We start from the raw sequence: 26,360 nt of genomic DNA, 5'->3' as shown, positions 1-26,360 counted from the left end.
AAGGGGCCATAAACCAAACCGTGTGGCAGCGAGATTGCTCGCGATGACGGTGTATCAGAAAAATATTCGCTAACTGACAGACCGCCATCGCGAGCAAGCTCGCTCCCACAGTGGTTCTATATGTACATGAACATGTGCCTGGCTTTGGCTTTGGCTCTGGCTTTGGCTCTGGCTCTGGCTCTGGCTCTGGCTCTGGCTCTGGCTCTGGCTCTGGCTCTGGCTCTGGCTCTGGCTCTGGCTTTGGCTTGGCTTTGGCTTTGGCTTTGGCTTTGGCTTTTGATCTTGAAGCCCCATCAACCACGCTGGCCGAACGCAGGCATTGCGCAGTGGGCATCCCGGCATGGAGGCCGGGATAGCCGCGCTGGGCCATGGATGGCCCTTCGCGGCGGGCCCACGGAGCAATGCCGGAGTGAGGGAACACCGAGCCATAGGCGAGGTGCCGAGTGGTGGGGCACAGACCTTTTGGTTACTTTTGGCTGGGCCGGCATTCCGGGCGCCTGCCAAAAGTAACCCGCCGTAAGGGCGGAACCGCCAGCCGTCGCTCCAACAATAATGGATATGCTCCGAATCCAAACCCGCCATCGCGAGCAAGCTCGCTCCCCACAAATCAACGGCCAGAATCACTCACACCTGGGTCCCACCAGACCGCCCATGTTAACCTTGCGCCCATCGCGGAAAAGCCCGGGCCGATGCCCCTCCTTTTGCCCCACACCTTCCAACGAGCTTGCCTGACACCGATGAATACAGCCGTGAACGACCTGTCCTCCCACACGCCGATGATGCAGCAATACTGGCGCCTGAAGAATCAGCATCCCGATCAGTTGATGTTCTACCGCATGGGCGACTTCTACGAGATCTTCTACGAGGATGCGAAAAAGGCTGCCAAGTTGTTGGACATCACCCTGACCGCGCGTGGGCAATCGGCGGGCATGGCGATTCCGATGTGTGGGATTCCTTACCACGCGGCGGAAGGTTACCTGGCGAAACTGGTCAAGCTCGGCGAGTCGGTGGTGATTTGCGAGCAGGTCGGCGACCCGGCCACCAGCAAGGGGCCGGTGGAGCGCCAGGTGGTGCGCATCATCACTCCCGGCACGGTCAGCGACGAGGCGTTGCTGGATGAGCGACGCGACAACCTGATCGCCGCAGTCCTGGGGGACGAGCGGCTGTTTGGCCTGGCGGTGCTGGACATCACCAGCGGCAATTTCTCGGTGCTGGAGATCAAGGGTTGGGAAAACCTGCTGGCGGAGCTGGAGCGGGTCAACCCGGTGGAGCTGTTGATCCCGGACGACTGGCCCAAGGACCTGCCGGCGGAAAAACGTCGTGGCGTGCGTCGTCGGGCGCCGTGGGATTTCGAGCGCGACTCGGCGCTGAAAAGTCTGTGCCAGCAGTTTTCCACCCAGGACCTCAAGGGCTTCGGTTGCGAGAACCTGACCCTGGCCATCGGCGCCGCCGGCTGCCTGCTGGCCTACGCCAAGGAAACCCAGCGCACCGCCCTGCCCCATTTGCGCAGCCTGCGTCACGAGCGCCTGGATGACACGGTGGTGCTGGACGGTGCGAGCCGCCGTAACCTGGAACTGGACACCAACCTGGCCGGCGGCCGCGACAATACCTTGCAGTCGGTGGTCGACCGGTGCCAGACCGCCATGGGCAGCCGCCTGCTGACCCGCTGGCTGAACCGTCCGCTGCGGGACCTGACGGTCCTGCTGGCGCGCCAGTCGTCCATTACCTGCCTGCTGGACCGTTATCGCTTCGAACACCTGCAACCGCAGCTCAAGGAAATCGGTGACATCGAGCGGATCCTCGCGCGGATCGGCCTGCGCAATGCGCGTCCCCGGGACCTGGCGCGCCTGCGCGATGCCCTCGGCGCGCTGCCCGAACTCCAGCGCGCGATGACCGACCTCGACGCGCCGCACCTGCAGCAACTGGCACGCACCACCAGCACCTACCCGGAGCTGGCCGCATTGCTGGAAAAAGCCATTATCGATAACCCGCCAGCGGTGATCCGTGACGGTGGCGTGCTGAAGACCGGCTACGACGCCGAGCTCGACGAGTTGCAGTCCCTGAGCGAGAACGCCGGGCAATTCCTGATCGACCTCGAAGCGCGGGAAAAAGCCCGCACCGGCCTGGCCAACCTGAAGGTCGGCTACAACCGCATCCACGGCTATTTCATCGAGTTGCCGAGCAAGCAGGCCGAACAGGCCCCGGCCGATTACATCCGCCGCCAGACGCTCAAGGGTGCCGAGCGCTTCATCACCCCGGAACTCAAGGCGTTCGAGGACAAGGCGCTGTCAGCCAAGAGCCGCGCCCTGGCCCGGGAGAAGATGCTCTACGACGCGCTGCTCGAAGACTTGATCAGCCAATTGCCACCCTTGCAGGACACCGCCGCCGCCCTGGCGGAGCTGGATGTGCTGAGCAACCTGGCCGAGCGTGCGCTGAACCTTGACCTGAACTGCCCACGGTTCGTCAGCGAGCCATGCATGCGCATCAGCCAGGGTCGTCACCCGGTGGTGGAACAGGTATTGACCACGCCGTTCGTGGCCAACGACCTGAGCCTGGACGACAACACCCGCATGTTGGTGATCACCGGCCCGAACATGGGCGGTAAATCCACCTATATGCGGCAAACGGCATTGATCGTGCTGCTGGCCCACATTGGCAGCTTCGTTCCGGCGGCAAGCTGCGAGCTGTCCCTGGTGGACCGCATCTTCACCCGGATCGGCTCCAGCGACGACCTGGCGGGCGGCCGCTCGACGTTCATGGTGGAGATGAGCGAAACCGCGAACATCCTGCACAACGCCACGGAGCGCAGCCTGGTGCTGATGGACGAAGTCGGCCGCGGCACCAGCACCTTCGACGGCCTGTCCCTGGCCTGGGCCGCGGCCGAGCGCCTGGCGCACCTGCGGGCCTACACGCTGTTCGCCACCCATTATTTCGAACTCACCGTGTTGCCAGAAAGCCAGCCACTGGTTGCCAACGTCCACCTCAACGCCACCGAGCACAACGAACGCATCGTGTTCCTGCACCATGTACTGCCCGGCCCGGCCAGCCAGAGCTACGGCCTGGCAGTGGCCCAACTGGCGGGTGTACCAAGCGAGGTGATCAGCCGGGCCCGCGAGCACCTCAGCCGCCTGGAAACCACCAGCCTGCCCCACGAAGCGCCGCGTCCCGCCAAAGGCAAGCCGGCCGTGCCGCAGCAAAGCGACCTGTTCGCCAGCTTGCCCCATCCGGTGCTGGACGAACTGGCCAAGCTCGACCTGGACGACCTGACCCCGCGTCGGGCACTGGATTTACTCTACACATTGAAGACACGGATCTAACGCACCGGCCTTCAAGCTGTTAGAATCTCGCGCGGTTTGGGATGCTGCGGACTATTAGCCTGGTCCGCAGACTATCGCTCCCAAACCTGGCGACCCCACCGTGAAGGGGCTCCGCTGCCGCCGCCTGAGGAGAGAATTAGAAATGACCTTCGTCGTCACCGACAACTGCATCAAGTGCAAATACACCGATTGCGTAGAAGTCTGTCCGGTGGACTGCTTCTACGAAGGCCCGAATTTCCTGGTCATTCACCCGGACGAGTGCATCGACTGCGCCCTGTGTGAACCGGAATGCCCGGCGAACGCGATTTTCTCGGAAGACGAAGTGCCGGCTGGCCAGGAGAACTTCATCGAGCTGAACGCCGAGCTGGCGGACATCTGGCCGAACATCACCGAGAAGAAAGACGCCTTGCCAGACGCTGAAGAGTGGGATGGCAAGCCAGGCAAGATCGCCGACCTCGAGCGCTGATCGCCCTGCTTTCCCGAAAAGGCCCCTTGCGGGCCTTTTTGCTTTTCTCCAGGCAAAAAAAAGGGGCGGTTTGACCCGCCCACATTTTTTCCCTAATCCCTTTAATCCTTTTCATCATCCTGATGAATCGCGTCCTGCGATGTCCTTCCTTTCCCATCATCCTTGACGGGTGTGTCTGTCCGTCGACACAGGACTGATATTAGTGTTTTCCCGGACGAGTGCAACGCGGCTGATACAGGTGGCCGGCTCTGTCACACTACATTCATCAGGAAATTTCCTTTATAAATCAGTCGAATACAAAAATAGCACGGCGTTTATAGCGGTCTGTCCCGTCGATGAGAAACCGATCGCTTACGTAACACTAGGCAAAGGCTTACACGCTAAATCCATAAATAGAAAAAGCGTGGAAACACGCTCCGCCCAGCCTCTTGTGGCGAGGGGATTTATCCCGCTGGGGCGCGAAGCGACCCTGAGGCAGAAATCGTGGTGTTTCAGTTCAGTGATTTGGGACTGCTGCGCAGTCCAGCGGGGATAAATCCCCTCGCCACAAGAATGTGTTGTACTCCCTGGAACGCAACCCATGCTCACAAACGAAAAAGCCCCGAACCAGTCGGGGCTTTTGCTGTTGCATTGAGCTTCATGTCACTGGAACAGCGACTCGCTCGACAGGCCGTTCTTCTCCAGGATCTCCCGCAGGCGCTTGAGGCCCTCTACCTGGATCTGCCTGACCCGTTCACGGGTCAATCCGATCTCCAGGCCAACATCCTCGAGGGTGCTGCTTTCGTGGCCGCGCAAGCCGAAGCGGCGAATCACCACTTCCCGCTGCTTGTCCGTCAGTTCAGACAGCCACTGGTCGATGCTCTGCGACAGGTCATCGTCCTGGAGCAGCTCGCACGGGTCGGTGGGTCGATCATCGGTGAGGGTGTCCAGCAGGGTCTTGTCCGAGTCCGGCCCCAGCGAGACGTCCACCGAAGACACCCGCTCGTTGAGCCCCAGCATGCGCTTGACCTCGCCCACGGGTTTTTCCAGCAGGTTGGCGATTTCTTCGGGCGAGGGTTCATGGTCGAGCTTTTGCGTCAGCTCGCGGGCGGCCCGCAGGTAGACGTTCAGCTCCTTGACCACATGAATCGGCAACCGGATGGTCCGGGTCTGGTTCATGATTGCCCGTTCGATGGTCTGGCGGATCCACCAGGTCGCATAGGTCGAGAAACGGAAGCCCCGCTCGGGGTCGAACTTCTCGACAGCGCGGATCAGGCCCAGGTTGCCCTCCTCGATCAGGTCCAGCAGGGAAAGCCCACGATTGACGTAGCGTCGGGCGATCTTCACCACCAGGCGCAGGTTGCTTTCGATCATGCGTTTTCGACCGGCCGGGTCGCCGCTTTGCGACAGGCGCGCAAAATGAACTTCTTCCTCGGGGGAGAGCAGTGGCGAGAAACCGATTTCGTTGAGGTACAGCTGAGTGGCGTCCAGCGCCCGGGTGTAATCGATGTACTTATGTTGTTTAAGTGAAGCGGAGTGTTTGGATTTGGCACGAACGGAAGGTGGAGTCGCCCCTTCATCATTCGACATCGAATCCATAGCGATGCCGGTCTCCATCAGGAGCACCTCATCGTCGATGTCAAACTCCGGCACTTCTTTACTGAGAGCCATTGTTATAGTCCTTTGGTGAGTTCGACCTCAAGCTCAAGCGACGCCTTTATCCTTGGCAACGCTGGAGCCTGTTCCCTCTACGTGACGGAACAGGCTGACAAGCACATCAACGACGTGGCAGGAATTGCAGCGGATCGACTGGCTTACCTTGTCGGCGAATCTCAAAATGCAGTTTCACCCGGTCCGTTCCCGTCGATCCCATCTCGGCAATTGTCTGCCCGACCTTGACCTGCTGCCCCTCCCGAACCAACAGCCTGCGGTTGTGACCGTAGGCACTGACGTAGGTATCGCTGTGCTTGATGATGACGAGTTCGCCGTAGCCCCTCAAACCACTCCCGGCGTACACAACCGTGCCATCAGACGCAGCTAAAACAGGCTGTCCCAAATCCCCGGCGATATCAATTCCTTTATTCAAACTACCGTTTGAAGAGAATTTTCCAATGAGAACGCCATTAGAAGGCCACCCCCAGCCCGTCGGGGCGGGCCCTGCGGGCGGCATCGGCGCGGGGGCCGGTTTGCTCGCGACGGACGGTACCGCAGCCGTTTCGCTGCCCGCGGGCCGGCGGATAACCGTGGTTTTACTCGAGGACGACGCCGTCGAACCCGACTGGGTAACGACGGCGGTCGGCGTTGAACCACTACGGCCATCGAAGCGAATCGTCTGACCCGGGTGGATCGTGTAAGGCGCAGGAATGTTGTTGCGCGCCGCGAGCGCCTTGTAGTCCCAGCCGTAGCGAAAAGCGATGGAAAACAGGGTATCGCCGCGACGGACTACATATTGGCCGGTGGTGACGGTAGGACGTTGCGGCGTCGCGTTGTTGCGATCGACCACCCGGACGTTACCCGACGGTGTGCTGGAACACCCGGCGAGCAAAGCACTCAAGACAAGGCCAGTCACCAGGCGCTGAAAGCTCGTGATACCCATACGCTGCGCAATGACTGTGAGACTCACCCGCCGCTCCCTTTGTGGTGGCTGAAAAATCGACGCCTGCCTGACCAGGCAAGCGTCATTCAAATATAGCTGGCCGCGACCACGCTTCTATTAATGAAGCGCGATGCGCCACCGCACACGTTTGCTCAACGCCGTTGAAGGCTGTTCAATCCATCGTTGCCGCTGTAAGACACAACCGCCGCGAAGGAATTTCATCGCCTGTATATAAATGCTCAGGCCAATGGCCCGTTGAGCAACGGCACGAATCGCACCGCGCCGAGGACATGGCGCGAGAAGCCGTGTTCTTCGCGCACGATCAGCATCAATTGCTGGACCTCCCCCGCGCCCACCGGAATCACCAGCCGCCCGCCCGGAGCGAGCTGGTCCAGCAAGGCCTGGGGCACGTCAGTGGCCACGGCGGTCACGATGATGCCGTTATACGGTGCCAGGGCTGGCCAGCCTTCCCAGCCGTCGCCCCAACGAAACACCACGTTGCGCAGGTTCAGTTCGACCAGGCGTTCCTTGGCCCGGTCCTGCAATACCTTGATCCGCTCGACGGAGAACACCCGTTCCACCAATTGCGACAACACCGCGGTCTGGTAACCCGAACCGGTCCCGATCTCCAGCACCTTGTCCAGCGGCCCGGCCTCCAGCAGCAACTCGCTCATGCGGGCCACCATATAAGGCTGGGAGATGGTCTGGTTGTGGCCGATCGGCAACGCCGTGTCTTCATAGGCACGATGGGCCAGGGCCTCGTCGACGAACAAATGCCGTGGGGTACGCCGGATCACCTCCAGCACCTGGGCGTTGGACAGGCCCTCTTCGTACAGCCGCTGGATCAGTCGCTCCCGGGTTCGCTGGGAGGTCATGCCGATCCCGCGACGCAACATATCGTCTTGCTCACGCATCAATGCAGGCCCTCCAGCCAACCATCGAGGCTTCGAAAGGCCTCGTTGAAGGTCCGGTCGAGCTGCAGCGGCGTGATCGAGACATAACCTTGCATCACCGCATGGAAGTCGGTGCCTGGCCCGCCATCCTCGGCGTCACCGGCGGCGGCGATCCAGTAGCCGGCCTTGCCACGCGGATCGACCACGTGCAGGGGGCTGGCGGCGCGGGCCCGATGGCCCAGGCGCGTGAGCTGGATGCCACGGATGTGATCGAGGGGCAGGTTCGGGATGTTCACGTTCAGCACCGTGCGCGGTGGCAAGTCCAAGGCGCCGTGGGCCTCTACCAGCTTGCGGGCGAAATAGGCGGCGGTGGGCAGGTTGTCGACTTGCCGCGAGACGAACGAAAAGGCAAACGACGTATTGCCCAGGAAACGACCTTCCAGGGCGGCGGCGACCGTGCCGGAATACAGCACGTCATCCCCCAGGTTGGCGCCCAGGTTGATTCCCGACACCACCATGTCCGGCTCGCGTTCCAGCAAGCCATTGAGGCCCAGGTGCACGCAATCGGTCGGCGTGCCGTTGAGGCTGATGAAACCGTTATCCAGGTAGCACGGGTGCAACGGACGGTCGAGCGTCAGCGAGCTGCTGGCGCCGCTTCTGTCCTGGTCCGGGGCGATCACCACGCACTCGGCAAAATCCGCCAGCGCAGCATAAAGCGCGGCAAGACCGGGTGCTGTCACCCCGTCGTCGTTAGAAATCAGAATACGCATGGGCTGTCCGTCTGCCCCACCGGCACCAGATCGACGAGTTCGCGCACCAAGGCAGTGGCGAAGCATCCGGCCGGCAGGACGAATTCCAGTTGGAGAATGTCCAGCGCGGGATAATGCCACGACAGCCCGCCAATGGGCAGTCGCAGGATGCGCCGTTCGTGACTCATTCGCGCGTTTATCAACCAATCGCGCAGGTCCGCCTCGCGCTCGGCGACGGCTTGCTCCAGGTCGTGGATCTTCCCCGAGGCCGGTGAAGGGCCTTCGCCCCACTGCGGCCCGGTGGGGTGCAGGTCGAGGATGGCCAGGCGCGGATCGCTGCATTCCGTCTCGCCGGCCGGGAAAAAACTGCGGCTGTCGGTGAACGCCAGCAGATCGCCGACCTGTGCGTGCTGCCAGGTGCCATCGGCCACCCGGGCCGCCAGCACCTGGTTGAACAGGTAGCTGCGCGCCGCGGACAGCAGCCGCGAGCGCACGTTGCGCTGTTCCGGCAGGGCCTTGCGCGCCGCCCACCCACGGGCATCGACGACATTGCCGCCGTCATGGCCGAACCGCTGGGCGCCAAAATAGTTGGGAATGCCCTGGCGGACAATCTGTTGCAGGCGCGCGTCGATGGCCGCACGGTCGCCCTGCAACTGGGTCAGGCGCAAGGTGAAGCCGTTGGCCGAGTGCGCGCCGCGTTGCAGCTTGCGCTTGTGGCGTCCGGTCTTGAGGATCTTCAGCGTGTCGTTTTCTGCCGCCGACAGGTCCGGATCGGCCTTGCCCGGCAATTGGACGCTGAACCACTGGCGGGTCAGGGCCTGGCGATCCTTGAGCCCGGCGTAGCTGACGGTGCGCAACGGCACGCCGGCGGCCTTGGCGATTCGCCGGGCCGCCTCTTCAGTGTTCAAGCCGCGCTTTTCCACCCAGATCCACAGATGCTCGCCGTCGCCGGTCAACGGGATGTCGAGCACTTCATCGACCTGGAAATCCTCGGCGGTGGCCTTGAGTACCGCGCTGCCCAGCGACTCGCCATAGGCCCTGGGCCCCAACAGTTCCAATTCGGTCATGAGCGTAGCAACAAGGCGACGGAGTGGACCGCAATGCCTTCTTCGCGCCCAACGAAACCGAGTTTTTCGGTGGTGGTGGCTTTCACGTTCACTTGGTCCAGCTCAACGTGCAGGTCCTCGGCGATCAATTGGCGCATCGATTCGATGTGGGGCGCCATTTTCGGCACCTGGGCGACGATGGTGTTGTCGACATTGCCGACTTTCCAGCCCTTGGCGTGGATCAGCGCGACCACGTGCCGCAGCAGCGCGCGGCTGTCGGCGCCCTTGAAGCGGGGGTCGGTGTCGGGGAAATGCCTGCCGATGTCGCCCAGGGCCGCCGCGCCGAGCAAGGCATCGCTCAAGGCATGCAGCAGGACATCACCGTCGGAATGCGCAAGCAGCCCGAAGCCGTGCGCAATGCGCACGCCCCCCAGGGTGATGAAGTCGCCTTCAGCGAAACGGTGAACATCGTAGCCATGGCCAATACGCATAAAAAAACGCCCTGATTTCTGTCAGGGCGTGATTCTACCTGCATTAGGCGCTCAGGGCGCGTGCATGATGCTGCAAGTGGTCGTCAATGAAACTGGCGATGAAGAAGTAGCTGTGGTCGTAGCCCGGTTGCAGCCGCAGCGTCAGCGGGTGGGCGGCGGCCTTCGCGGCCTGTTGCAAGGCTTCGGGCTTGAGCTGGTTGGCGAGGAAATCATCGCGATCGCCCTGGTCCACCAGCAGGGGCAGCTTCTCATCCGCCTCGGCGATCAACGCGCAGGCGTCCCACTCGCGCCATTTCGAACGGTCTTCCCCCAGGTAACGGGAGAAGGCCTTCTGGCCCCAGGGGCAATCCATCGGATTGTTGATCGGCGAAAAGGCCGACACCGACCGGTAGCGCCCCGGGTTGCGCAAGGCACAGACCAGCGCACCATGGCCGCCCATGGAGTGACCGCTGATGCCGCGTTTATCCGACGCCGGGAAATGCGCCTCGATGAGTGCCGGCAATTCCTGCACGACATAGTCATGCATCCGATAGTGCCGCGCCCAGGGATCCTGCGTGGCATTCAGGTAGAACCCCGCGCCCAGGCCGAAGTCCCAGGCGCCGTCCGGGTCACCCGGTACATCGGCACCACGGGGGCTGGTGTCCGGGGCCACGATGATCAGCCCCAGTTCCGCAGCCATGCGCTGGGCGCCGGCCTTCTGCATGAAGTTCTCGTCGGTGCAGGTCAGCCCGGACAGCCAGTACAGCACCGGCAGCTTCGCGCCCTGCTCGGCTTGCGGCGGCAGGTACACGGCAAACACCATGTCACAGCCCAGCACGTCGGATCGGTGCCGGTAACGCTTGTGCCAGCCGCCGAAGCTTTTCTGACAGGAAATGTTTTCCAGACTCATGGCCGACCTCAGAAGTGAATGACCGTACGAATGCTCTTGCCTTCATGCATCAGGTCGAACGCCTTGTTGATCTCTTCCAGGCCCATGGTGTGGGTAATGAAGGTATCCAGCGGGATTTCACCCTTCTCGGCCATCTCCACGTAGCTCGGCAGCTCGCTGCGACCACGCACGCCGCCAAACGCCGAACCGCGCCAGACACGGCCCGTCACCAGTTGGAACGGACGGGTGGCGATTTCCTGCCCGGCCCCGGCCACGCCGATGATCACCGACTCGCCCCAGCCCTTGTGGCAGCATTCCAGCGCGGCACGCATCAGCTGGACATTGCCGATGCACTCGAAGGAAAAGTCCACGCCACCGTCGGTCATGTCGACAATGACTTCCTGGATCGGACGGTCGAAATCCTTAGGGTTGACGCAATCGGTGGCGCCCAGTTGCCGGGCGATTTCGAACTTGGCCGGGTTGATGTCGATGGCGATGATCCGCGACGCCTTGGCTTTCACCGCGCCGATCACCGCGGACAGGCCGATGCCGCCCAGGCCGAAGATCGCCACGGTGTCACCCGGCTTGACCTTGGCGGTGTTGAGCACGGCGCCGATGCCCGTGGTCACGCCACAACCCAGCAGGCAGACCTTTTCCAGCGGGGCGTCCTTGGCGATCTTGGCCACGGAGATTTCCGGCAGCACGGTGTACTCGGAAAATGTCGAGGTGCCCATGTAGTGGAAAATGGTTTCGCCTTTGTAGGAAAAACGCGAAGTGCCGTCCGGCATCAGGCCCTTGCCCTGGGTCGCGCGGATCGCCTGGCACAGGTTGGTCTTGCCCGACTTGCAGAACTTGCACTGGCCGCACTCCGGCGTGTACAGCGGGATCACATGGTCGCCCACCGCCACCGACGTCACCCCTTCGCCCACGGCTTCGACGATGGCGCCGCCTTCGTGGCCGAGGATCGACGGGAAGATCCCTTCCGGGTCGGCGCCCGACAACGTGTAGGCATCAGTGTGGCAGACACCGGATGCCACGACCCGCAAGAGCACTTCGCCTGCCTTGGGCATGGCGACGTCGACCTCAACGATTTCCAGGGGTTTCTTGGCCTCGAAGGCAACGGCAGCGCGCGACTTGATCATCCGGGTTCTCCAGCAAATAAAAAAACAGGACTGGAGTGTAATCCGTCGCCGGACGATGAATAATCCGATCGAAAGCAAAACATTATTGCTGTGCAGGGATAATCCTTCATGTCCGAGAACCGCTGGGAAGGGATCGACGAGTTCGTCGCCGTGGCTGAGTGCAGCCAATTCACTGCAGCGGCGGAACGCCTTGGCGTGTCGTCTTCCCATATCAGTCGACAAATCGTACGCCTTGAAGAACGTCTTCAGACGCGACTGCTCTACCGCAGTACCCGCCGGGTCACCCTCACCGAAGCCGGGCAGACCTTCTTGCAGCATTGCCAGCGCCTTCAGGATGGGCGCGAGGAAGCGCTCCGGGCCGTGGGCGATCTCACCAGCGAACCCAAGGGTATGTTGCGCATGACCTGCGCGGTGGCCTACGGGGAACGCTTCATCGTGCCGCTGGTGACGCGGTTCATGGGCCTTTATCCACAACTGCGGGTGGACATCGAACTGAGCAACCAGCCCCTGGACCTGGTCCACGAAGGCCTCGACCTGGCGATTCGCCTGGGTCGCCTGCAGGACTCACGCCTGGTGGCCACCCGCCTGGCGCCACGGCGAATGTACGTGTGCGCGTCGCCTTCCTACGTGGAACGTTATGGGCGTCCCCACAGCCTGTCGGAATTGAGCCGGCACAATTGCCTGGTCGGCAGTTCCGACATCTGGCAACTGGAACAGAACGGGCGGGAATTTTCCCAGCGGGTGCAGGGCAACTGGCGCTGCAACAGTGGGCAGGCGGTACTGGACGCCGCCTTGCAAGGCATGGGGCTGTGCCAGCTACCGGACTATTACGTGCTGGAACACCTGCACAGCGGTGCGCTGATCTCGTTGCTGGAAGCCCATCAACCCCCCAACACGGCCGTCTGGGCGCTGTATCCGCAGCAGCGGCACCTGTCGCCCAAGGTGCGCAAGTTGGTGGATTTTCTCAAGGAAGGGTTGGCGCAGCGGCCCGAGTATCGGGGGTAGGCGTCCGGTTCATTTGATGGTGGTCTGACTTGGCGCTTTCGCGAGCAGGCTCGCTCCCACAGGGGACCCATCGCCTTGGTAGGAGCGAGCCGGCTCGCGAACAGGCCCACCCCATTCAAGATGAGCGGATTCTTGCTCATCTCCCCGTGAAAACAAGCGGATTTCCGCTCATCTCACGTTGCAAACCCCTCTAACACGGCCTTTCGCCACGTGGCACAGCTCCTGCTATAGCCCTGGCAGGCTGCGTTCACACGCGCTCCACAACAACAATTAAACGAAGGATCCTTCAATGGATAACTCCAACGCCCTGCCCCTTGGGTCGGCTGCTGCGCCCGCCCGAGAAAGAACCACCGCCAGCCGGATCAAATCGATTTTCAGCGGCTCGGTCGGCAACATGGTCGAGTGGTATGACTGGTACGTCTACGCGGCATTCTCCCTGTACTTCGCCAAGGTCTTTTTCCCCAAGGGCGACACCACCGCCCAGTTGCTCAACACCGCCGCGATTTTCGCCGTGGGCTTCCTGATGCGCCCGATTGGCGGCTGGTTGATGGGCCTCTACGCCGACCGCGCCGGCCGCAAGCGGGCGCTGATGGCCTCGGTCTACCTGATGTGCTTCGGCTCGCTGATCATCGCCCTGAGCCCCGGCTATGAAACCATCGGCGTCGGCGCGCCGATCCTGCTGGTGTTCGCTCGCCTGCTCCAGGGCCTGTCGGTGGGCGGTGAGTACGGCACCTCGGCCACCTACCTGAGCGAGATGGCGACCAAGGAACGTCGCGGCTTTTTCTCCAGCTTCCAGTACGTGACCCTGATCTCCGGCCAGCTCATCGCCCTGGGCGTGCTGATCGTGCTGCAACAATTCCTCACCACCGAGCAACTGTATGCCTGGGGCTGGCGGATTCCGTTCGCCATCGGCGCCCTGTGTGCGATCGTCGCGCTGTACCTGCGACGCGGCATGGAAGAAACCGAGTCGTTCACCAAGAAGGAAAAAGCCAAGGAAAGCGCCATGCGCACCTTGCTGCGCCACCCCAAGGAACTGATGACCGTGGTCGGCCTGACCATGGGCGGCACCCTGGCGTTCTACACCTACACCACCTACATGCAGAAATACCTGGTGAACACCGTCGGCATGAGCATCTCCGACTCCACCGCCATCTCCGCCGCCACACTGTTCCTGTTCATGTGCCTGCAACCGGTGATCGGCGGGCTGTCGGACAAGATCGGTCGCCGGCCGATCCTGATCGCCTTCGGCATCCTCGGCACGCTGTTCACCGTGCCGATCCTCACCACCCTGCACACCATCCAGAGCTGGTGGGGCGCGTTCTTCCTGATCATGGCGGCGCTGATCATCGTCAGTGGCTACACCTCGATCAACGCCGTGGTGAAGGCCGAGTTGTTCCCTACCGAAATCCGCGCACTGGGTGTCGGCCTGCCCTACGCCTTGACCGTGTCGATCTTCGGCGGCACCGCTGAATACATAGCGCTGTGGTTCAAGAGCATCGGCATGGAGACCGGCTACTACTGGTACGTGACCGGGTGCATCGCGGTTTCGCTGCTGGTGTACATCACCATGAAGGACACCCGCACCCATTCGCGGATCGTGACGGACTGATCGGTACTTCCACCGTCAATTCCCGTTGACTGCAGTGGCCTCATCGCGAGCAAGCTCGCTCCCACAGGATTTGCGCTAACCTGTGGGAGCAGGCTTGAACCCAGAGGATTCGCATTGGTCCGTGGGAGCGAGCTTGCTCGCGATCGGGACAACGCGGTATCAACTCAACTCGGCAGCACTCTGCTTGCCATAGCGATTCTGCGCATACGCCGCGCCAGCGATCATCACCACCAGTATCCCCGCCAGCACCGCCGACGAACCGATGGTGCCGAAGTCCAGGCCACCCTTCTCGTGGGACTTGGTCATCAAGTCACCCAGCGTCGCCCCCAGGGGACGCGTCAGTACAAACGCTACCCAGAACAACGCCACCGTCGAAATCCGGGTGGTGTACTTGAGCAGCACGACCACGGCGATGGTCGAGCCGATCAGCAACGCGCCGCCGCCAAAACCCAGGCCCGAATCGTCCGCCAGGTAGTCACCGAGGGCCGTGCCCAGGGTGTTGGAAAACAGAATCGCCATCCAATAGAACATTTCACCGCGGAAGGTCTGCACCTTGGTGACGTTGAGCGAGTCACCGCTCAGGCGCCAGGCGGCGAAGATCGCCAGCAGAATCGCGATCAGGATCATCGATCCGGTGGCATAGCCCAGCCCGAGGGTGCGGTCCATGAAGTCGGACATGGTCGTGCCCGCAGTGCTCGTCGACAGGATGACGATCCAGTACAGCAACGGCTTGTAGGTCTTGGCCATGAGTTGCGTGACCAGCGTCAGGACGAACACGCTGATCAGGATCAGCGAGCTGATGGCATAACCGACATCGAGGGTCATCGACAGCAGGTCGCCGGCAGTTTCTCCCAAGGTGGTCGCGCAGATTTTCATGACCCAGAAGGCCAGGGTGATTTGAGGCAGTTTGTTCATCGCGGGGAGCGCTCCAGTGTGTGGCGGCCGGCCCATGATTCCTGGCCGTACGGCAGACTGGCGTTGGAGCGGTGAAAAACAGGTCGGGAATGTATGAAAAATCTGTCACCCAGGCTAAAACAGCGATTAATCGCACGTTAATACCCTTCCTTCACTCTGATTTCACTTGATCGATGACCTGCGCGACGTTCGCCCCGACGACGAGAGCGATTCCAATGCGTCGCCCTTAATATCTATTTAATCGATCTTTATTAGCGTTATTTTGAACTTTTCAATCAACTTATTTGGCGTAGCATTCAACCCATGCAAGACACATCGCCAACGAATCCGGAGTAACCGCCATGAAAACCCAATTGATCCTCGCCCTGACCTTGTCCGTACTGGCTGCCAACACCTTCGCCGCCGATGGTTACGAAAAAACCGGCTCTGCCGCCTTCGGCACGGGCGCCAGCGCCGCCATCGAACGCAGCCACTCAGGCAGCTACGCGGCTGACGGTTTCGACAAGACCGGCACTGCCGACGCCATCGCGGCCGACGGTTTCGACAAGACCGGCACCGCCGACGCCATCGCGGCCGACGGCTTCGACAAGACCGGCACCGCCGACGCCATCGCGGCTGACGGTTTCGACAAGACGGGTACTGCCGACGCCATCGCGGCCGACGGCTTTGACAAGACTGGCACCGCCGACGCCATCGCGGCCGACGGCTTTGACAAGACCGGCACCGCAGACGCCATCGGTTGATTGCCGGGAAACAGGAATCGCAGCCTTCGGCAAAGTCCGAAGCTGCGATTTTTCTGCATTCGTCCATCTGGAATTAAACGGCCGGGCCTTGCACTATTGGCCGCCGACCCATGCCATTGCAGGAACACACCGTCATGCCCGATGAGATCCATTTCTATGAACCCGCCCACGGTCACGGCCTGCCCCACGATCCGTTCAACGCCATCGTCGGCCCGCGTCCCATCGGCTGGATTTCCTCGCAGGATGCCGAAGGCCGCCTGAACCTGGCGCCCTACAGTTTCTTCAATGCCTTCAACTACATCCCGCCGATCATTGGTTTCTCCAGCGTCGGGCGCAAGGACAGCCTGAACAACATCGAGCAGACCGGTGAGTTCGCCTGGAACCTGGCCACGCGCCCGCTGGCCGAGCAGATGAACCAGAGCTGCGCGATGGTCGCGCCTGAGGTCAATGAGTTCGAACTGGCGGGCTTGACCCCCGTGGCGTCACGGGTGATCCAGGTGCCGCGGGTGGCCGAAAGCCCGGTGTCCTTCGAATGCAAGGTCACCCAGATCATTCAATTGCAACGGGCGGACCAGGCTCTGGTGCCGAGCTGGCTGATCCTGGGTGAAGTGGTCGCCGTGCACATCGCCAAATGGCTATTGAAGGACGGCATCTACGACACCGCGGCCGCCGAGCCGATCTTGCGCGGCGGTGGCCCCGCGGACTATTTCCAACTGGGCCCCGAGGCATTGTTCAAGATGCACCGCCCCCGATAGAAGCAGACCGTGCCCCTTCAAGCGTGACTTACCAGACCAACCCGCCATCCTCGTCCACGCCTTGAAGGTGGGTCAGTTGCATGGCGGCCGCTTCATCGGCCTTGGCAGCGGTGTCGAAGGTCTGTTCCTCCAGCACCTTGTTGAAACGCGGCGCGCCTGAGCCGCCGATGGCCTTGGTGGCGATGGCGGCGTGGTAGCCACCACCTTCCTTGGGGATTACAGCGGAAACGGCTTCGAAGGTTTCAAAGGCTTTACGTGCCATGTTCGGGCTTCCTGGCGATGAAAAATGATCGTCATTAAACCTTCAACCGGCCAGTTTGTGTACCTTCGCCAGGCAACCTTCAGTCGCCTGGGCGACGGACACGTCCTTGAAGGTGTGGAAATCCAGGCTGCTGACCACCAGGTCTTGCACCAACTCGGCGAAAATCGCCATGGCCGGTGAATTGAAGTAGGCCTCCATCGCCTGTTGATTGGCCCAGAGCCCGGACACCAACCACAGATCGGCGTCGCATTGCGATTGCTGCAATGCGAAGTGCTGGCAACCAGGGGCCTGGCGTGATGGCGATGCCCATGTGCTCAGGCGCGCGCCCAGTTGCTCGGAGCAACCACTGCGGGCCCGCACGAAAACCATGTGACTGACGGGGATCTGTGTAGACATGTTCAACCCTCCCAGGTCATCCGTGGTGCAGCCGGGTACAGGCTGCGTCAGGATCAAAGGTTAAGCGCCACGGCACCCGCCTCGTTAGTCGATTCCTGCCGACCCATTGCACAATCCTGCGCCAAGGCGTGATGAAATCCACAGGACTTGCGGCTGAACCCCACGAACCTGCAACAAAAGGTTTCAAGCAAGTTTTCCCAACGGGATCCGGTCTCGCTCCGCCACGCCGTGCAGGATCAGGCAAGCATTCAACAGGATGTGGCTACCGCTGCGCCTTGCACAAACATAAGCTTTGCCCATCGCTTCCTATTTCCCGAGGATTCCGGCATGACGCCACTCGACCACGCCCAGGTCCCGCTGGACACGCATCTGGAACAGCAGCGCGCCGAATTGGCATCGATCATTCAGCGCAACACCTGCGAAGACGGCTCCTACGCAACCGCCATCCCCTCGCTGAACCTGTCGCGCCACAGCCAGCCCCATGAGTTCGCGCCCGTGCTGGCGCAACCGGCCTTGTGCATCATGGCCCAGGGCAATAAGCAGGTACGCCTGGCGGACGAGCAGTTCAACTATGACCCGCTGCATTACCTGGTGGTGTCGGTCTCGATGCCGTTGAGCGGTTGCATCGCCAACGTGTCGCCCGAGCACCCGATCCTGGCGCTGCGCCTGGACATCGACCCGGCGGAAATCACCGCGCTGATTGCCGACGCCGGGCCCATGGGCGTGCCGACCCGCCCGGCCGGACGCGGCTTGTATGTCGAGCGCCTGGACACGCCGATGCTCGACGCTGTCCTGCGCCTGACCCGGTTGCTGGACAGCCCGAAGGACATCGCCATGCTCGCGCCGCTGGTGCGCCGGGAGATCCTGTATCGCCTGCTGCGCAGTCCGCAGGGCTATCGCCTGTACGAAATCGCCATCGCCAACAGTCAGAGCCATCGCATCAGCCAGGCGATCAAATGGCTCAACCGCCATTTCGAACAGCCGCTGCGCATCGACGAACTGGCGCGGGAAGTGAACCTCAGCGTCTCGACCCTGCATCACCGGTTCAAGGCCATGACGGCCATGAGCCCGCTGCAATACCAGAAGCAACTGCGCCTGCAAGAAGCCCGGCGGCTGATGCTGGCCGAAGGCCTGGAAGCCTCGGCGGCGGGCTATCGGGTGGGCTATGAAAGCCCGTCGCAATTCAGCCGCGAGTACAGCCGGCTGTTTGGCGCGCCGCCGTTGAGGGACCTGGCGCGGTTGCGGTTGACGGTTTGATCCCGGGATCCTTGTATTGGCCGGACTGGCCTCATCGCGAGCGGGCTCGCTCCCACAGAGGATCTTCAGTGAACAACAATGCCTTGTTCACAATCGATCGACTGTGGGAGCGAGCCTGCTCGCGAAAGGCCCACCCATCACCCCGCCAAATCCATCCACCGCGCCTGGTCGATCTCGATCAACGTCGGCCCCGGCCGCCCCCGCGCCGCCAACAACGCCGCGCACAGCGACGGCCCATCCTCGATGGCCTGGGCAAAACAGCCCAGGGCCTGGGCCACGCCGATGAAATCGGGGGTGTAGATGTCCACGCCCACCGGCTCGATGGCGCGGTTGAGCATGTATTTCTTGATCTCTTCGTAGCCCTGGTTATTCCACAACAGCACGATCACCGGGACACCCGCTTCCACCGCGCTGGCCAGTTCCGGCAAGGTGAACTGCAACCCGCCGTCGCCGATCAGGCACACCACCGGCGGGCGCCCCTGCCCTTGTTCTTTGCCTGCAAGCCAGGCGCCGATGGCCGCTGGCAGCGCATACCCCAGGGTGCCGTAGCCGGTGGAGGCGTTGAACCAGCGGCGTGGTTGCTCCGGGTTGAAGGTCAGGTTGCCGGTGTACACCGGTTGGGTCGAATCGCCGACGAAGACCGCGTCCGGCAATGTCTGCAACACGCTGTCGAGAAAAGCCGCCTGGGCGCGGGTCGCGGCGTCCCAACTGTTGGCCAGGTCTGTTCGCAACCGGGTGGCCCGCGCCGCGCCCCAATCATTGCAGCGCTGCACCCGGGGTTGCCGCTCCACGGCATCGAGCAAGGCCGTGGCGGCGCTGCGGGCATCAGCCACCAGGGCCAGTCGTGGGGGATAGTTGCGCACGGTCTGGTCCGGGTCGATGTCAATCCGCAGCAGTGCGCCGGGTATCTCGAAACCGCCGGCGAAGGTGACGTCATAGTCGGTTTCGGCCAGTTCGGTGCCGATGGCCAACACCACATCCGCTTCGGCGACCAGTGCGCGGGTGGCGACCAGGCTCTGGGTCGAACCGATCAGCAAGGGGTGACGGGACGGCAGCAGGCCCTTGGCGTTGATGGTCAATGCCACCGGTGCGCCAAGGCGTTCGGCCAGCCCGATCAGTTCGGGCCCGGCATCGATGGCCCCGCCACCGGCGAGGATCAACGGCCGACGGGCCGAGGCCAGCATCGCCGCCATTTCCCGCACCGCATCGGGCGCAGCGCCGGCGCGGCGGATGTTCACCGGGGCACTGGCGAGCAGCGCATCGGCGTCTTCGACCAGCACATCCAAGGGAATCTCGATGTGCACCGGCCGCGGCCGCCCGGCCTGGAACACCGCGAACGCCCGGGCCAGCACGCCAGGCAGTTCGGCGGCGGACATCAGCGTATGGGAAAACGCCGCGACGCCAGCCACCAGCGCCGACTGGTTGGGCAACTCGTGCAATTTACCGCGCCCGCCCCCCAACTGGCTGCGCGACTGCACGCTGGAGATCACCAGCATCGGGATCGAATCGGCGTAGGCCTGGCCCATGGCGGTGGTGATGTTGGTCATGCCGGGGCCGGTGATGATGAAACACACGCCGGGCTGGCCGCTGACCCGGGCATAACCGTCGGCCATGAACCCGGCGCCCTGTTCATGGCGCGGCGTCACATGGCGAATGCGTGAACGGGCCAGCCCGCGATACAGCTCGACGGTGTGGACCCCGGGAATGCCGAACACCTGATCCACGCCATAGTCTTCGAGTAACTTGACCAATACTTCACCGCACGTTGCCATTGCCACTGCCTTTTTCTTGTCCTGGAATGGCCTCATTGAACGGTCAGGCCATGGCGGCAACAATCGATAAAAAGTCATACTCGCCATGTCCCCACGTCATGGCTCGAACCGATGAAACGCCTGCCGCCACTTCCGGCCCTGCACACCTTCCTGATCACCGCCCAGTGTTGCAACTTCACCCGGGCCGCCGAACAACTGCACATCACCCAGGGCGCGGTAAGCCGGCAGATCGCCGGGCTGGAGGCCCACCTGGGCTATGCGCTGTTCCGGCGCCATGCACGGGGCCTGAGCCTGACCACGCAAGGATCGGCATGGTTGCCCCGGGTGCAGCAGGTGTTCAACCTGATCGGCGAGGCGGTCGAGCAAATCGGCGAGAAGCGCCAGGCCCTGCGGCTCAAGGCCCCGACGTGCGTGATGCGCTGGTTGCTGCCGCGGCTGTTGCAATGGCAAAAGGAACGGCCGGACGTACCGGTGGAGCTGACCACCACGGTCAGGCATGGCGTGGATTTCCTGCACGAGGCCTTCGACGCCGCCGTGGTCTATGGCCCCCCACCGGATGCCTCGCTGGCGTGCCTGCACCTGTTCGATGAACAACTGACGCCCGTCTGCTCCCGTCCGGTGCTGGAAGGTCCGGTGCCGCTGCAGCAGCCGGCCGACCTGCGGCACCACCTGCTGTTGCACCCGACGCCCGATGAGCGCGATTGGAATGCCTGGCTGGCGGCGGCTGATGTGCACCTGAACCCGGTCGGCAAGGGCCAGCACTTCGAAACCCTGGACCTGGCGGTGTCCATGGCGTCCCAGGGCACCGGCGTGGCGATTGGCGATTGGTCGCTGATCGGCGACGACCTGAGCGCCGGTAGGCTGGTGATGCCGTTCGAGCTGAAGGTCCGGACCGGGCTGGGTTATTACCTGGTGCTGCCGCGCCGGGCCCAGGTGCCGGCGCCGTTGCAGGCACTGATGGATTGGCTCGTGGGGCAGGCCCGGGTGCGGTAACTGCGTTGCCAGCACCTCATGTGGCGAGGGGATTTATCCCCGCTGGACTGCGCAGCAGGCCCAAAAGCTTTGGGGTCGCTTCGCAACCCAGCGGGGCTAAATCCCCTCGCCACACATCCAAGGCAGCCCTTTAGAAAGGGGATTTCATCAAAGCACATTCGGCGCCTGCACCGGTTCGATCTGCGCCCAGTGGGACGTGTCGTCGCGATGCTGTTGCAGGTACGGCAGCACCGCGCCCAGCAACGGCGCCTTGAACGCCTCCTGGAAACGATGGGCCAGGCCCGGGATCAGCTTCAGTTGGCTGCCCCGGATGTGCGCGGCCAGGTGCACGCCGTGCATCACCGGCAGCAACGGGTCGGCGGTGCCGTGGACAACCAGGGTCGGCACCCGCAGTTGATTGAGCAACGCCACGCGGCTGGGCTCGGCCAGGATCGCCATGATCTGGCGCTGCACGCCTTCGGGGTTGAAAGCCCGGTCGTAGGCCACCGCCGCCTGATGCAGCAACACCTGCCGATCATCCACCACCATGGGGCTGCCCAGCGCGGCCAGCAGGTCGGCCTGTTGTTCCAGCGCCACTTCGCGATTCGGCGCGCTGCGCCGCGACAACAGCTGGACCAGCGCGGCACTGGGCGCGGGCAGGCCTTCGGCGCCTGAACTGGTCATGATCAGCGTCAGGCTTTCGACCCGCTGCGGCGCCATGGCCGCCATGTGCTGGGCGATCATCCCGCCCATGCTCACGCCCAGCACGTGAAAGTTCTCGACCTGCAAGGCGTCCATCAGCCCGAGGCCGTCCTCGGCCATGTCGGTCAAGGTATAGGGCGCGGACACTGGCAAGCCGAGCTTGTAGCGCAGCGCTTCAAACGCCAGGTTGGCGCTGCCGGGGGCCTGGCGCCACGTGGAGAGGCCGACGTCCCGGTTGTCGTAACGGATCACCCGGAAGCCCTGCTCGCACAGCGCCACCACCACTTCGTCCGGCCAGTGGATCAACTGCCCACCCAGCCCCATCACCAGCAACAAAGCCGGATCGGAAACGCGCCCCACGCTCTGGTACGCGACGCTGACCTGATCCAGATCGACCCGTTGGGTCGGCACATTCACATCGCAACGAGAAGCCGCCATCGACGGCAGGCCGCACAACAAGGCGGCCAGGAAAATGAATACACGCATGAAGAAACACCAAAACGCAGAACCCCAGTAGGGCGCGAGTCTGATGAAGTTCGTTCAAGCGCGCTGCCACAGTTGCGTGACAGTTTGATGAAGATTGCCGAGTGGTATCGGGACAGACGATGCAACCAAAGCCGAACACCATTGTGGCGAGGGGATTTATCCCCGCTGCACTGCGCAGCAGGCCCAAACGTGACGATATGGCCAGTCAGACACACCGAGTTGCCGGCGGTTAGGCTCTGTCTGAAATATGTCTGCGCAAAGGCCAGACAAGGCGAAACGGGGCGAGGAAGCGCAGTGTACTGGAGTACATGAGCATTCCGAGCCCCGTTTCAACGCAGTATGGGCGAGTGCAGACCTATTTCAGACAGAGCCTAGGGACGCTACGCGACCCAGCGGGGATGAATCCCCTCGCCACAACAGCGGCGTGCCTGTCAGGCACCGGCACACCCCTCCTTCAAGCCCACTGCCCCCGCAACTGCCGCGCCGCCGCCACCATGTTCACCAGCGCCGCCTCCGTTTCCGGCCACGCCCGGGTCTTCAAGCCGCAATCGGGGTTGACCCACAGCCGCTCAGGGGCGATGCGCTGCACCGCCTTGTTCATCAGCGAAACCATCTCGGCCGTGTCCGGCACCCGCGGCGAGTGGATGTCGTAGACGCCCGGGCCGATATCGTTCGGGTAGTCGAACGCCTCGAAGGCCTCCAGCAGTTCCATGTCCGAGCGCGAGGTTTCGAGGGTGATCACATCGGCGTCCATGTCGGCAATGGCCTTGATCACGTCATTGAATTCGCTGTAGCACATGTGGGTGTGGATCTGGGTTTCATCGCCGACGCCTGAGGCGCACAGGCGGAAGGCCTGCACCGCCCAGTCGAGGTACGCCTGCCATTCCCCGCGGCGCAGTGGCAGCCCTTCGCGAAACGCCGCCTCGTCGATCTGCACGATGCTGATCCCGGCCTTTTCCAGGTCCAGCACTTCGTCCCGCAGGGCCAGGGCCAACTGCTGCGCCTGGACCTGGCGCGACACGTCCTCGCGAGGGAACGACCACATCAGCATGGTCACGGGACCGGTGAGCATGCCTTTCATGACCTTGTCGGTCAGGCGCTGGGCGTAGCAGATCCAGTCCACGGTCATCGGCTTCGGCCGGCTGATGTCGCCGTAGATGATCGCCGGTTTCACGCAACGCGACCCGTAGCTCTGCACCCAGCCGAAACGGGTAAAGGCATAGCCATCCAGTTGCTCGGCGAAATACTCCACCATGTCGTTGCGCTCGGCTTCGCCATGCACCAGCACATCCAGGCCCAGGCGCTCCTGGATCTGCACGGCATGGCGGATCTCGGTGTGCATGGCGTCCTGATAATCGTTGGCCGACAACTTGCCCTGCTTGTAAGCCTGGCGCGCCAGGCGAATCGCCGAGGTCTGCGGGAAAGAACCAATGGAGGTGGTCGGGAATGCCGGCAGCTTCAGCTTGGCGCGCTGGCGTTCGATGCGTTGGGCGAAAGGCGAATGGCGCTGGCTGTCCTCGGGCGCGATCGCCGCGATCCGCGCCTGGACATCGGGTTTGTGAATCCGTGTCGAACGGGCGCGACGGGCCTGCACGTCACGGCTGTCGGCCAGGGCCCGCTGGACGCCGGGGGTGTGTGGATCATTCAACGCGTCGCGCAGCACCGCCACTTCGCCGCACTTCTGCACGGCGAACGCCAGCCAGCCCTTGAGTTCGGGGTCGAGTTTGTCTTCGCGTTCCACATCCACCGGGCTGTGCAGCAACGAGCAGGACGTGCTGACCCAGAGGTTGTCGCCAAAGCGCTCCTGGGCCGGTTGCAATTGCGCCAGCGCCTGTTCCAGTTCACAACGCCAGACGTTGCGACCATTGACCAGGCCCACCGACAGGATCTTGTAGCTCGGCAGCCGGTCCAGCACCTGGCCCAATTGTTCCGGCGCGCGCACCGCGTCGATGTGCAAGCCATCCACCGGCAGGCTCACCGCCAGGCCGAGGTTGTCGGCCAGGCCACTGAAGTAGGTCGCCACGAGTTTTTTCAGGGGCGAATACTGGAGGATGTGGTAAGCCCGCTCGAAGGCGTTTTTCCAGGCCTGGGGCAGGTCGAGGGTGAGGATCGGCTCGTCGATCTGCACCCATTCCACGCCTTGGCGCTGGAGGCGATTGAGGATTTCCCCGTAGACCGGCAGCAGCTGCTCCAGCAGGTCCAACTTGTCGAAGTCCGCGCCCTTGGCCTTGCCCAGCCACAGGTAAGTCAACGGACCGATGAGCACCGGCTTGACCCGATGGCCCAGGGCGTGGGCCTCGTCGACTTCGTCGAACAGCTGCTCCCAGCTCAGGCTGAAGGCCTGGTCGGCGGAGAACTCCGGGACCAGGTAGTGGTAGTTGGTGTCGAACCACTTGGTCAACTCCTGGGCGTGTTGCGCCTGGCCGTGACCGGCGCAGCAACTGGCGGTGGCGCCACGGGCCATGGCGAACAAGGTGTCGAGGGTGGGCCGGCCCTGGTGGTCCAGGGTGTTGTGGAAGCGTCGGGGCACGACGCCCAGGGCCAGGGTGTGGCTGAGCACCTGGTCGTACCAGGCGAAGTCGCCGACGGGCAGCAGGTCGATGCCGGCGTCTTTCTGCAACTGCCAGTGCCGCGCCCGCAATTGACGCCCCACCGCTTGCAGCTCGACCGGCGCCAGGTCGCCCTTCCAGTAGGCTTCGAGGGCTTTCTTCAGTTCGCGGTCGGCGCCGATGCGGGGAAAACCGAGGGTGTGGGCCAGGGCCATGGTGTGCGTCCTCCTGTAAAAGATGGCGCCATTGTCGACAGCCGGGCCTGCATGAGACAAACTCAACCTTTTCGTGTTGATCACAAGTTTTTCTCATGGAGCCAGTCCGGTGCTCGAACTCCGTCACCTCAAGACCCTGCATGCCCTGCGCGAAGCCGATAGCCTGGTGGAAGCCGCCGAACGCCTGCACCTGACCCAATCCGCGCTGTCCCACCAGTTCAAGGAACTGGAGGAACGCTTGGGCATGCCGTTGTTCGTGCGCAAGACCAAGCCGGTACGGTTCACCAGCGCCGGCCTGCGCCTGCTGCAACTGGCCGATGCCACCCTGCCCTTGCTGCGCGGCGCCGAACGGGACATCGCGCGCCTGGCCGGCGGCACCGCCGGGCGCCTGCACATGGCGATCGAATGCCATAGCTGCTTTCAGTGGCTGATGCCCACCATCGACCAGTTCCGCGATGCCTGGCCGGAAGTCGAACTGGACCTGGCCTCGGGCTTCGCCTTCGCCCCGCTGCCGGCCCTGGCCCGGGGCGACCTGGACCTGGTGGTGACGTCCGACCCGCTGGAGTTGGCCGGCATCACCTACGTGCCGCTGTTCACCTACGAGGCGATGCTCGCCGTGGCCAACCAGCATCGCCTGGCGGGCAAGCCGTTCATCGTGCCGGAAGACCTGGTCAACGAGACGCTGATCACTTACCCGGTGGAGCGGGATCGGCTGGACATTTTCACCCGCTTCCTGGAACCGGCCGACATCGAGCCGGCCCAGGTGCGCACGTCCGAGCTGACGGTGATGATGATGCAACTGGTCGCCAGCGGCCGCGGCGTCTGCGGCATGCCCCACTGGGCACTGCATGAATACAGTTCACGGGGCTACGTGAAGGCCAAGCGGCTGGGCGAAAAAGGCCTGTTCGCCACCCTGTACGCCGCGGTCCGCACCGACATGCTCGACGCGCCGTACATGCGCGACTTCCTGCTGACGGCCAAGGACACCTCGTTTTCCACCCTCGATGGGGTCAGTGCGGTGCGCTGATACCGGGCGGGCGCTTTCGCGAGCAGGGCTCGCTTGTGTCTTAAGACAGGATAAAGTCAAAGGTGAGAGGGGTGGACAGCAAGCTGACGGGTCGCGGTGCCCTAAGCACGTGTGGGAGCCAAGCTGCTGTCCACTCTTCCCGCTTTGG

General features: G+C 62.9%; 23 protein-coding genes. 9 read left to right on the top strand and 14 right to left on the bottom strand.

Annotated features, from left to right (window positions below; genetic code table 11):
* Positions 1 to 749 precede the first annotated feature (749 nt).
* On the top strand, positions 750 to 3,317 hold the full coding sequence (gene mutS, locus Q6A48_RS24780; RefSeq protein WP_304557063.1) for a DNA mismatch repair protein MutS: 2,568 nt from the start codon (positions 750 to 752) through the stop codon (positions 3,315 to 3,317).
* Between the two features lie 142 nt (positions 3,318 to 3,459).
* Positions 3,460 to 3,783, top strand: a complete 324-nt coding sequence (gene fdxA / locus Q6A48_RS24775) for a ferredoxin FdxA (protein ID WP_042729839.1) — start codon at positions 3,460 to 3,462, stop codon at positions 3,781 to 3,783.
* 642 nt (positions 3,784 to 4,425) lie between these two features.
* Here the strand turns inward: fdxA and rpoS are convergent.
* The 8 genes from rpoS to Q6A48_RS24735 all read right to left on the bottom strand — a co-directional run bounded on the left by rpoS (position 4,426) and on the right by Q6A48_RS24735 (position 11,547).
* On the bottom strand, positions 4,426 to 5,433 hold the full coding sequence (rpoS, locus tag Q6A48_RS24770) for an RNA polymerase sigma factor RpoS (protein WP_003198289.1): 1,008 nt from the start codon (positions 5,431 to 5,433) through the stop codon (positions 4,426 to 4,428).
* A 106-nt stretch (positions 5,434 to 5,539) separates the two neighbouring features.
* Entirely contained in the window at positions 5,540 to 6,385 is an 846-nt protein-coding gene (locus tag Q6A48_RS24765; protein WP_304557062.1) for a peptidoglycan DD-metalloendopeptidase family protein, read from the bottom strand.
* Positions 6,386 to 6,597: 212 nt separating this feature from the next.
* A complete protein-coding gene (locus Q6A48_RS24760) occupies positions 6,598 to 7,233 on the bottom strand; it encodes a protein-L-isoaspartate(D-aspartate) O-methyltransferase (protein ID WP_161796107.1) in 636 nt (211 codons plus the stop codon).
* A 38-nt stretch (positions 7,234 to 7,271) separates the two neighbouring features.
* Entirely contained in the window at positions 7,272 to 8,021 is a 750-nt protein-coding gene (gene surE / locus Q6A48_RS24755) for a 5'/3'-nucleotidase SurE (protein WP_304557061.1), read from the bottom strand.
* A complete protein-coding gene (truD, locus tag Q6A48_RS24750; RefSeq protein WP_304557060.1) occupies positions 8,009 to 9,067 on the bottom strand; it encodes a tRNA pseudouridine(13) synthase TruD in 1,059 nt (352 codons plus the stop codon). Before truD ends, surE begins: the two co-directional genes overlap by 13 nt.
* Entirely contained in the window at positions 9,064 to 9,537 is a 474-nt protein-coding gene (gene ispF / locus Q6A48_RS24745) for a 2-C-methyl-D-erythritol 2,4-cyclodiphosphate synthase (RefSeq protein ID WP_304557059.1), read from the bottom strand. The genes truD and ispF overlap by 4 nt, the downstream gene beginning before the upstream one ends.
* 43 nt (positions 9,538 to 9,580) lie before the next feature.
* Positions 9,581 to 10,426, bottom strand: a complete 846-nt coding sequence (gene fghA / locus Q6A48_RS24740) for an S-formylglutathione hydrolase (RefSeq protein WP_304557058.1) — start codon at positions 10,424 to 10,426, stop codon at positions 9,581 to 9,583.
* A gap of 8 nt (positions 10,427 to 10,434) precedes the next feature.
* Positions 10,435 to 11,547: an S-(hydroxymethyl)glutathione dehydrogenase/class III alcohol dehydrogenase gene (locus tag Q6A48_RS24735; protein ID WP_304557057.1), complete on the bottom strand. Its 1,113-nt coding sequence runs from the start codon at positions 11,545 to 11,547 to the stop codon at positions 10,435 to 10,437.
* A gap of 108 nt (positions 11,548 to 11,655) precedes the next feature.
* Here Q6A48_RS24735 and Q6A48_RS24730 point away from each other — a divergent pair, with 108 nt between their 5' ends.
* Together Q6A48_RS24730 and Q6A48_RS24725 are read left to right on the top strand one after the other, a co-directional pair.
* Entirely contained in the window at positions 11,656 to 12,552 is an 897-nt protein-coding gene (locus Q6A48_RS24730) for a LysR substrate-binding domain-containing protein (protein WP_304557056.1), read from the top strand.
* Positions 12,553 to 12,841: 289 nt separating this feature from the next.
* The gene (locus Q6A48_RS24725; RefSeq protein ID WP_304557055.1) at positions 12,842 to 14,161 is read left to right on the top strand and encodes an MFS transporter; all 1,320 of its coding nucleotides are present in this window, start codon (positions 12,842 to 12,844) and stop codon (positions 14,159 to 14,161) included.
* A gap of 159 nt (positions 14,162 to 14,320) precedes the next feature.
* Here Q6A48_RS24725 and Q6A48_RS24720 read toward each other — a convergent pair whose 3' ends face one another.
* Positions 14,321 to 15,076: a COG4705 family protein gene (locus tag Q6A48_RS24720; RefSeq protein ID WP_304557054.1), complete on the bottom strand. Its 756-nt coding sequence runs from the start codon at positions 15,074 to 15,076 to the stop codon at positions 14,321 to 14,323.
* A 341-nt stretch (positions 15,077 to 15,417) separates the two neighbouring features.
* Here Q6A48_RS24720 and Q6A48_RS24715 point away from each other — a divergent pair, with 341 nt between their 5' ends.
* Together Q6A48_RS24715 and Q6A48_RS24710 are read left to right on the top strand one after the other, a co-directional pair.
* Positions 15,418 to 15,819, top strand: a complete 402-nt coding sequence (locus tag Q6A48_RS24715; RefSeq protein ID WP_304557053.1) for a hypothetical protein — start codon at positions 15,418 to 15,420, stop codon at positions 15,817 to 15,819.
* Between the two features lie 134 nt (positions 15,820 to 15,953).
* Positions 15,954 to 16,574 (top strand): flavin reductase family protein, encoded by a 621-nt coding sequence (locus tag Q6A48_RS24710; protein WP_304557052.1) that lies wholly within the window; start codon positions 15,954 to 15,956, stop codon positions 16,572 to 16,574.
* Positions 16,575 to 16,602: 28 nt separating this feature from the next.
* On the opposite strand, the gene Q6A48_RS24705 is transcribed toward Q6A48_RS24710, so the two are convergent.
* Both Q6A48_RS24705 and Q6A48_RS24700 read right to left on the bottom strand, forming a co-directional pair.
* Positions 16,603 to 16,836, bottom strand: coding sequence for a hypothetical protein (locus tag Q6A48_RS24705; protein ID WP_304557051.1), 234 nt, complete (start codon positions 16,834 to 16,836; stop codon positions 16,603 to 16,605).
* 42 nt (positions 16,837 to 16,878) lie between these two features.
* Entirely contained in the window at positions 16,879 to 17,232 is a 354-nt protein-coding gene (locus Q6A48_RS24700) for a putative quinol monooxygenase (protein WP_304557050.1), read from the bottom strand.
* A 327-nt stretch (positions 17,233 to 17,559) separates the two neighbouring features.
* Here Q6A48_RS24700 and Q6A48_RS24695 point away from each other — a divergent pair, with 327 nt between their 5' ends.
* Positions 17,560 to 18,489, top strand: coding sequence for an AraC family transcriptional regulator (locus Q6A48_RS24695; protein WP_304557048.1), 930 nt, complete (start codon positions 17,560 to 17,562; stop codon positions 18,487 to 18,489).
* Positions 18,490 to 18,626: 137 nt separating this feature from the next.
* On the opposite strand, the gene Q6A48_RS24690 is transcribed toward Q6A48_RS24695, so the two are convergent.
* Positions 18,627 to 20,261 (bottom strand): 5-guanidino-2-oxopentanoate decarboxylase, encoded by a 1,635-nt coding sequence (locus Q6A48_RS24690; RefSeq protein ID WP_304557047.1) that lies wholly within the window; start codon positions 20,259 to 20,261, stop codon positions 18,627 to 18,629.
* Positions 20,262 to 20,372: 111 nt separating this feature from the next.
* Here Q6A48_RS24690 and Q6A48_RS24685 point away from each other — a divergent pair, with 111 nt between their 5' ends.
* Positions 20,373 to 21,254, top strand: a complete 882-nt coding sequence (locus Q6A48_RS24685; RefSeq protein ID WP_304557045.1) for a LysR substrate-binding domain-containing protein — start codon at positions 20,373 to 20,375, stop codon at positions 21,252 to 21,254.
* 147 nt (positions 21,255 to 21,401) lie between these two features.
* Here Q6A48_RS24685 and Q6A48_RS24680 read toward each other — a convergent pair whose 3' ends face one another.
* Both Q6A48_RS24680 and metE read right to left on the bottom strand, forming a co-directional pair.
* Positions 21,402 to 22,421: an alpha/beta fold hydrolase gene (locus Q6A48_RS24680; RefSeq protein ID WP_304557044.1), complete on the bottom strand. Its 1,020-nt coding sequence runs from the start codon at positions 22,419 to 22,421 to the stop codon at positions 21,402 to 21,404.
* A gap of 454 nt (positions 22,422 to 22,875) precedes the next feature.
* Positions 22,876 to 25,185 (bottom strand): 5-methyltetrahydropteroyltriglutamate--homocysteine S-methyltransferase, encoded by a 2,310-nt coding sequence (metE, locus tag Q6A48_RS24675; protein WP_304557043.1) that lies wholly within the window; start codon positions 25,183 to 25,185, stop codon positions 22,876 to 22,878.
* 109 nt (positions 25,186 to 25,294) lie between these two features.
* Here metE and metR point away from each other — a divergent pair, with 109 nt between their 5' ends.
* The gene (gene metR / locus Q6A48_RS24670; protein ID WP_304557042.1) at positions 25,295 to 26,212 is read left to right on the top strand and encodes a transcriptional regulator MetR; all 918 of its coding nucleotides are present in this window, start codon (positions 25,295 to 25,297) and stop codon (positions 26,210 to 26,212) included.
* The last annotated feature ends 148 nt before the right edge of the window (positions 26,213 to 26,360 follow it).

The organism is Pseudomonas citrullilanati (assembly GCF_030580855.1).
Lineage (GTDB): Bacteria > Pseudomonadota > Gammaproteobacteria > Pseudomonadales > Pseudomonadaceae > Aquipseudomonas > Aquipseudomonas citrulli.
The sequence above is the reverse complement of the archived record's forward strand: the minus strand, read 5'-3'. Positions and strand labels throughout refer to the sequence as shown.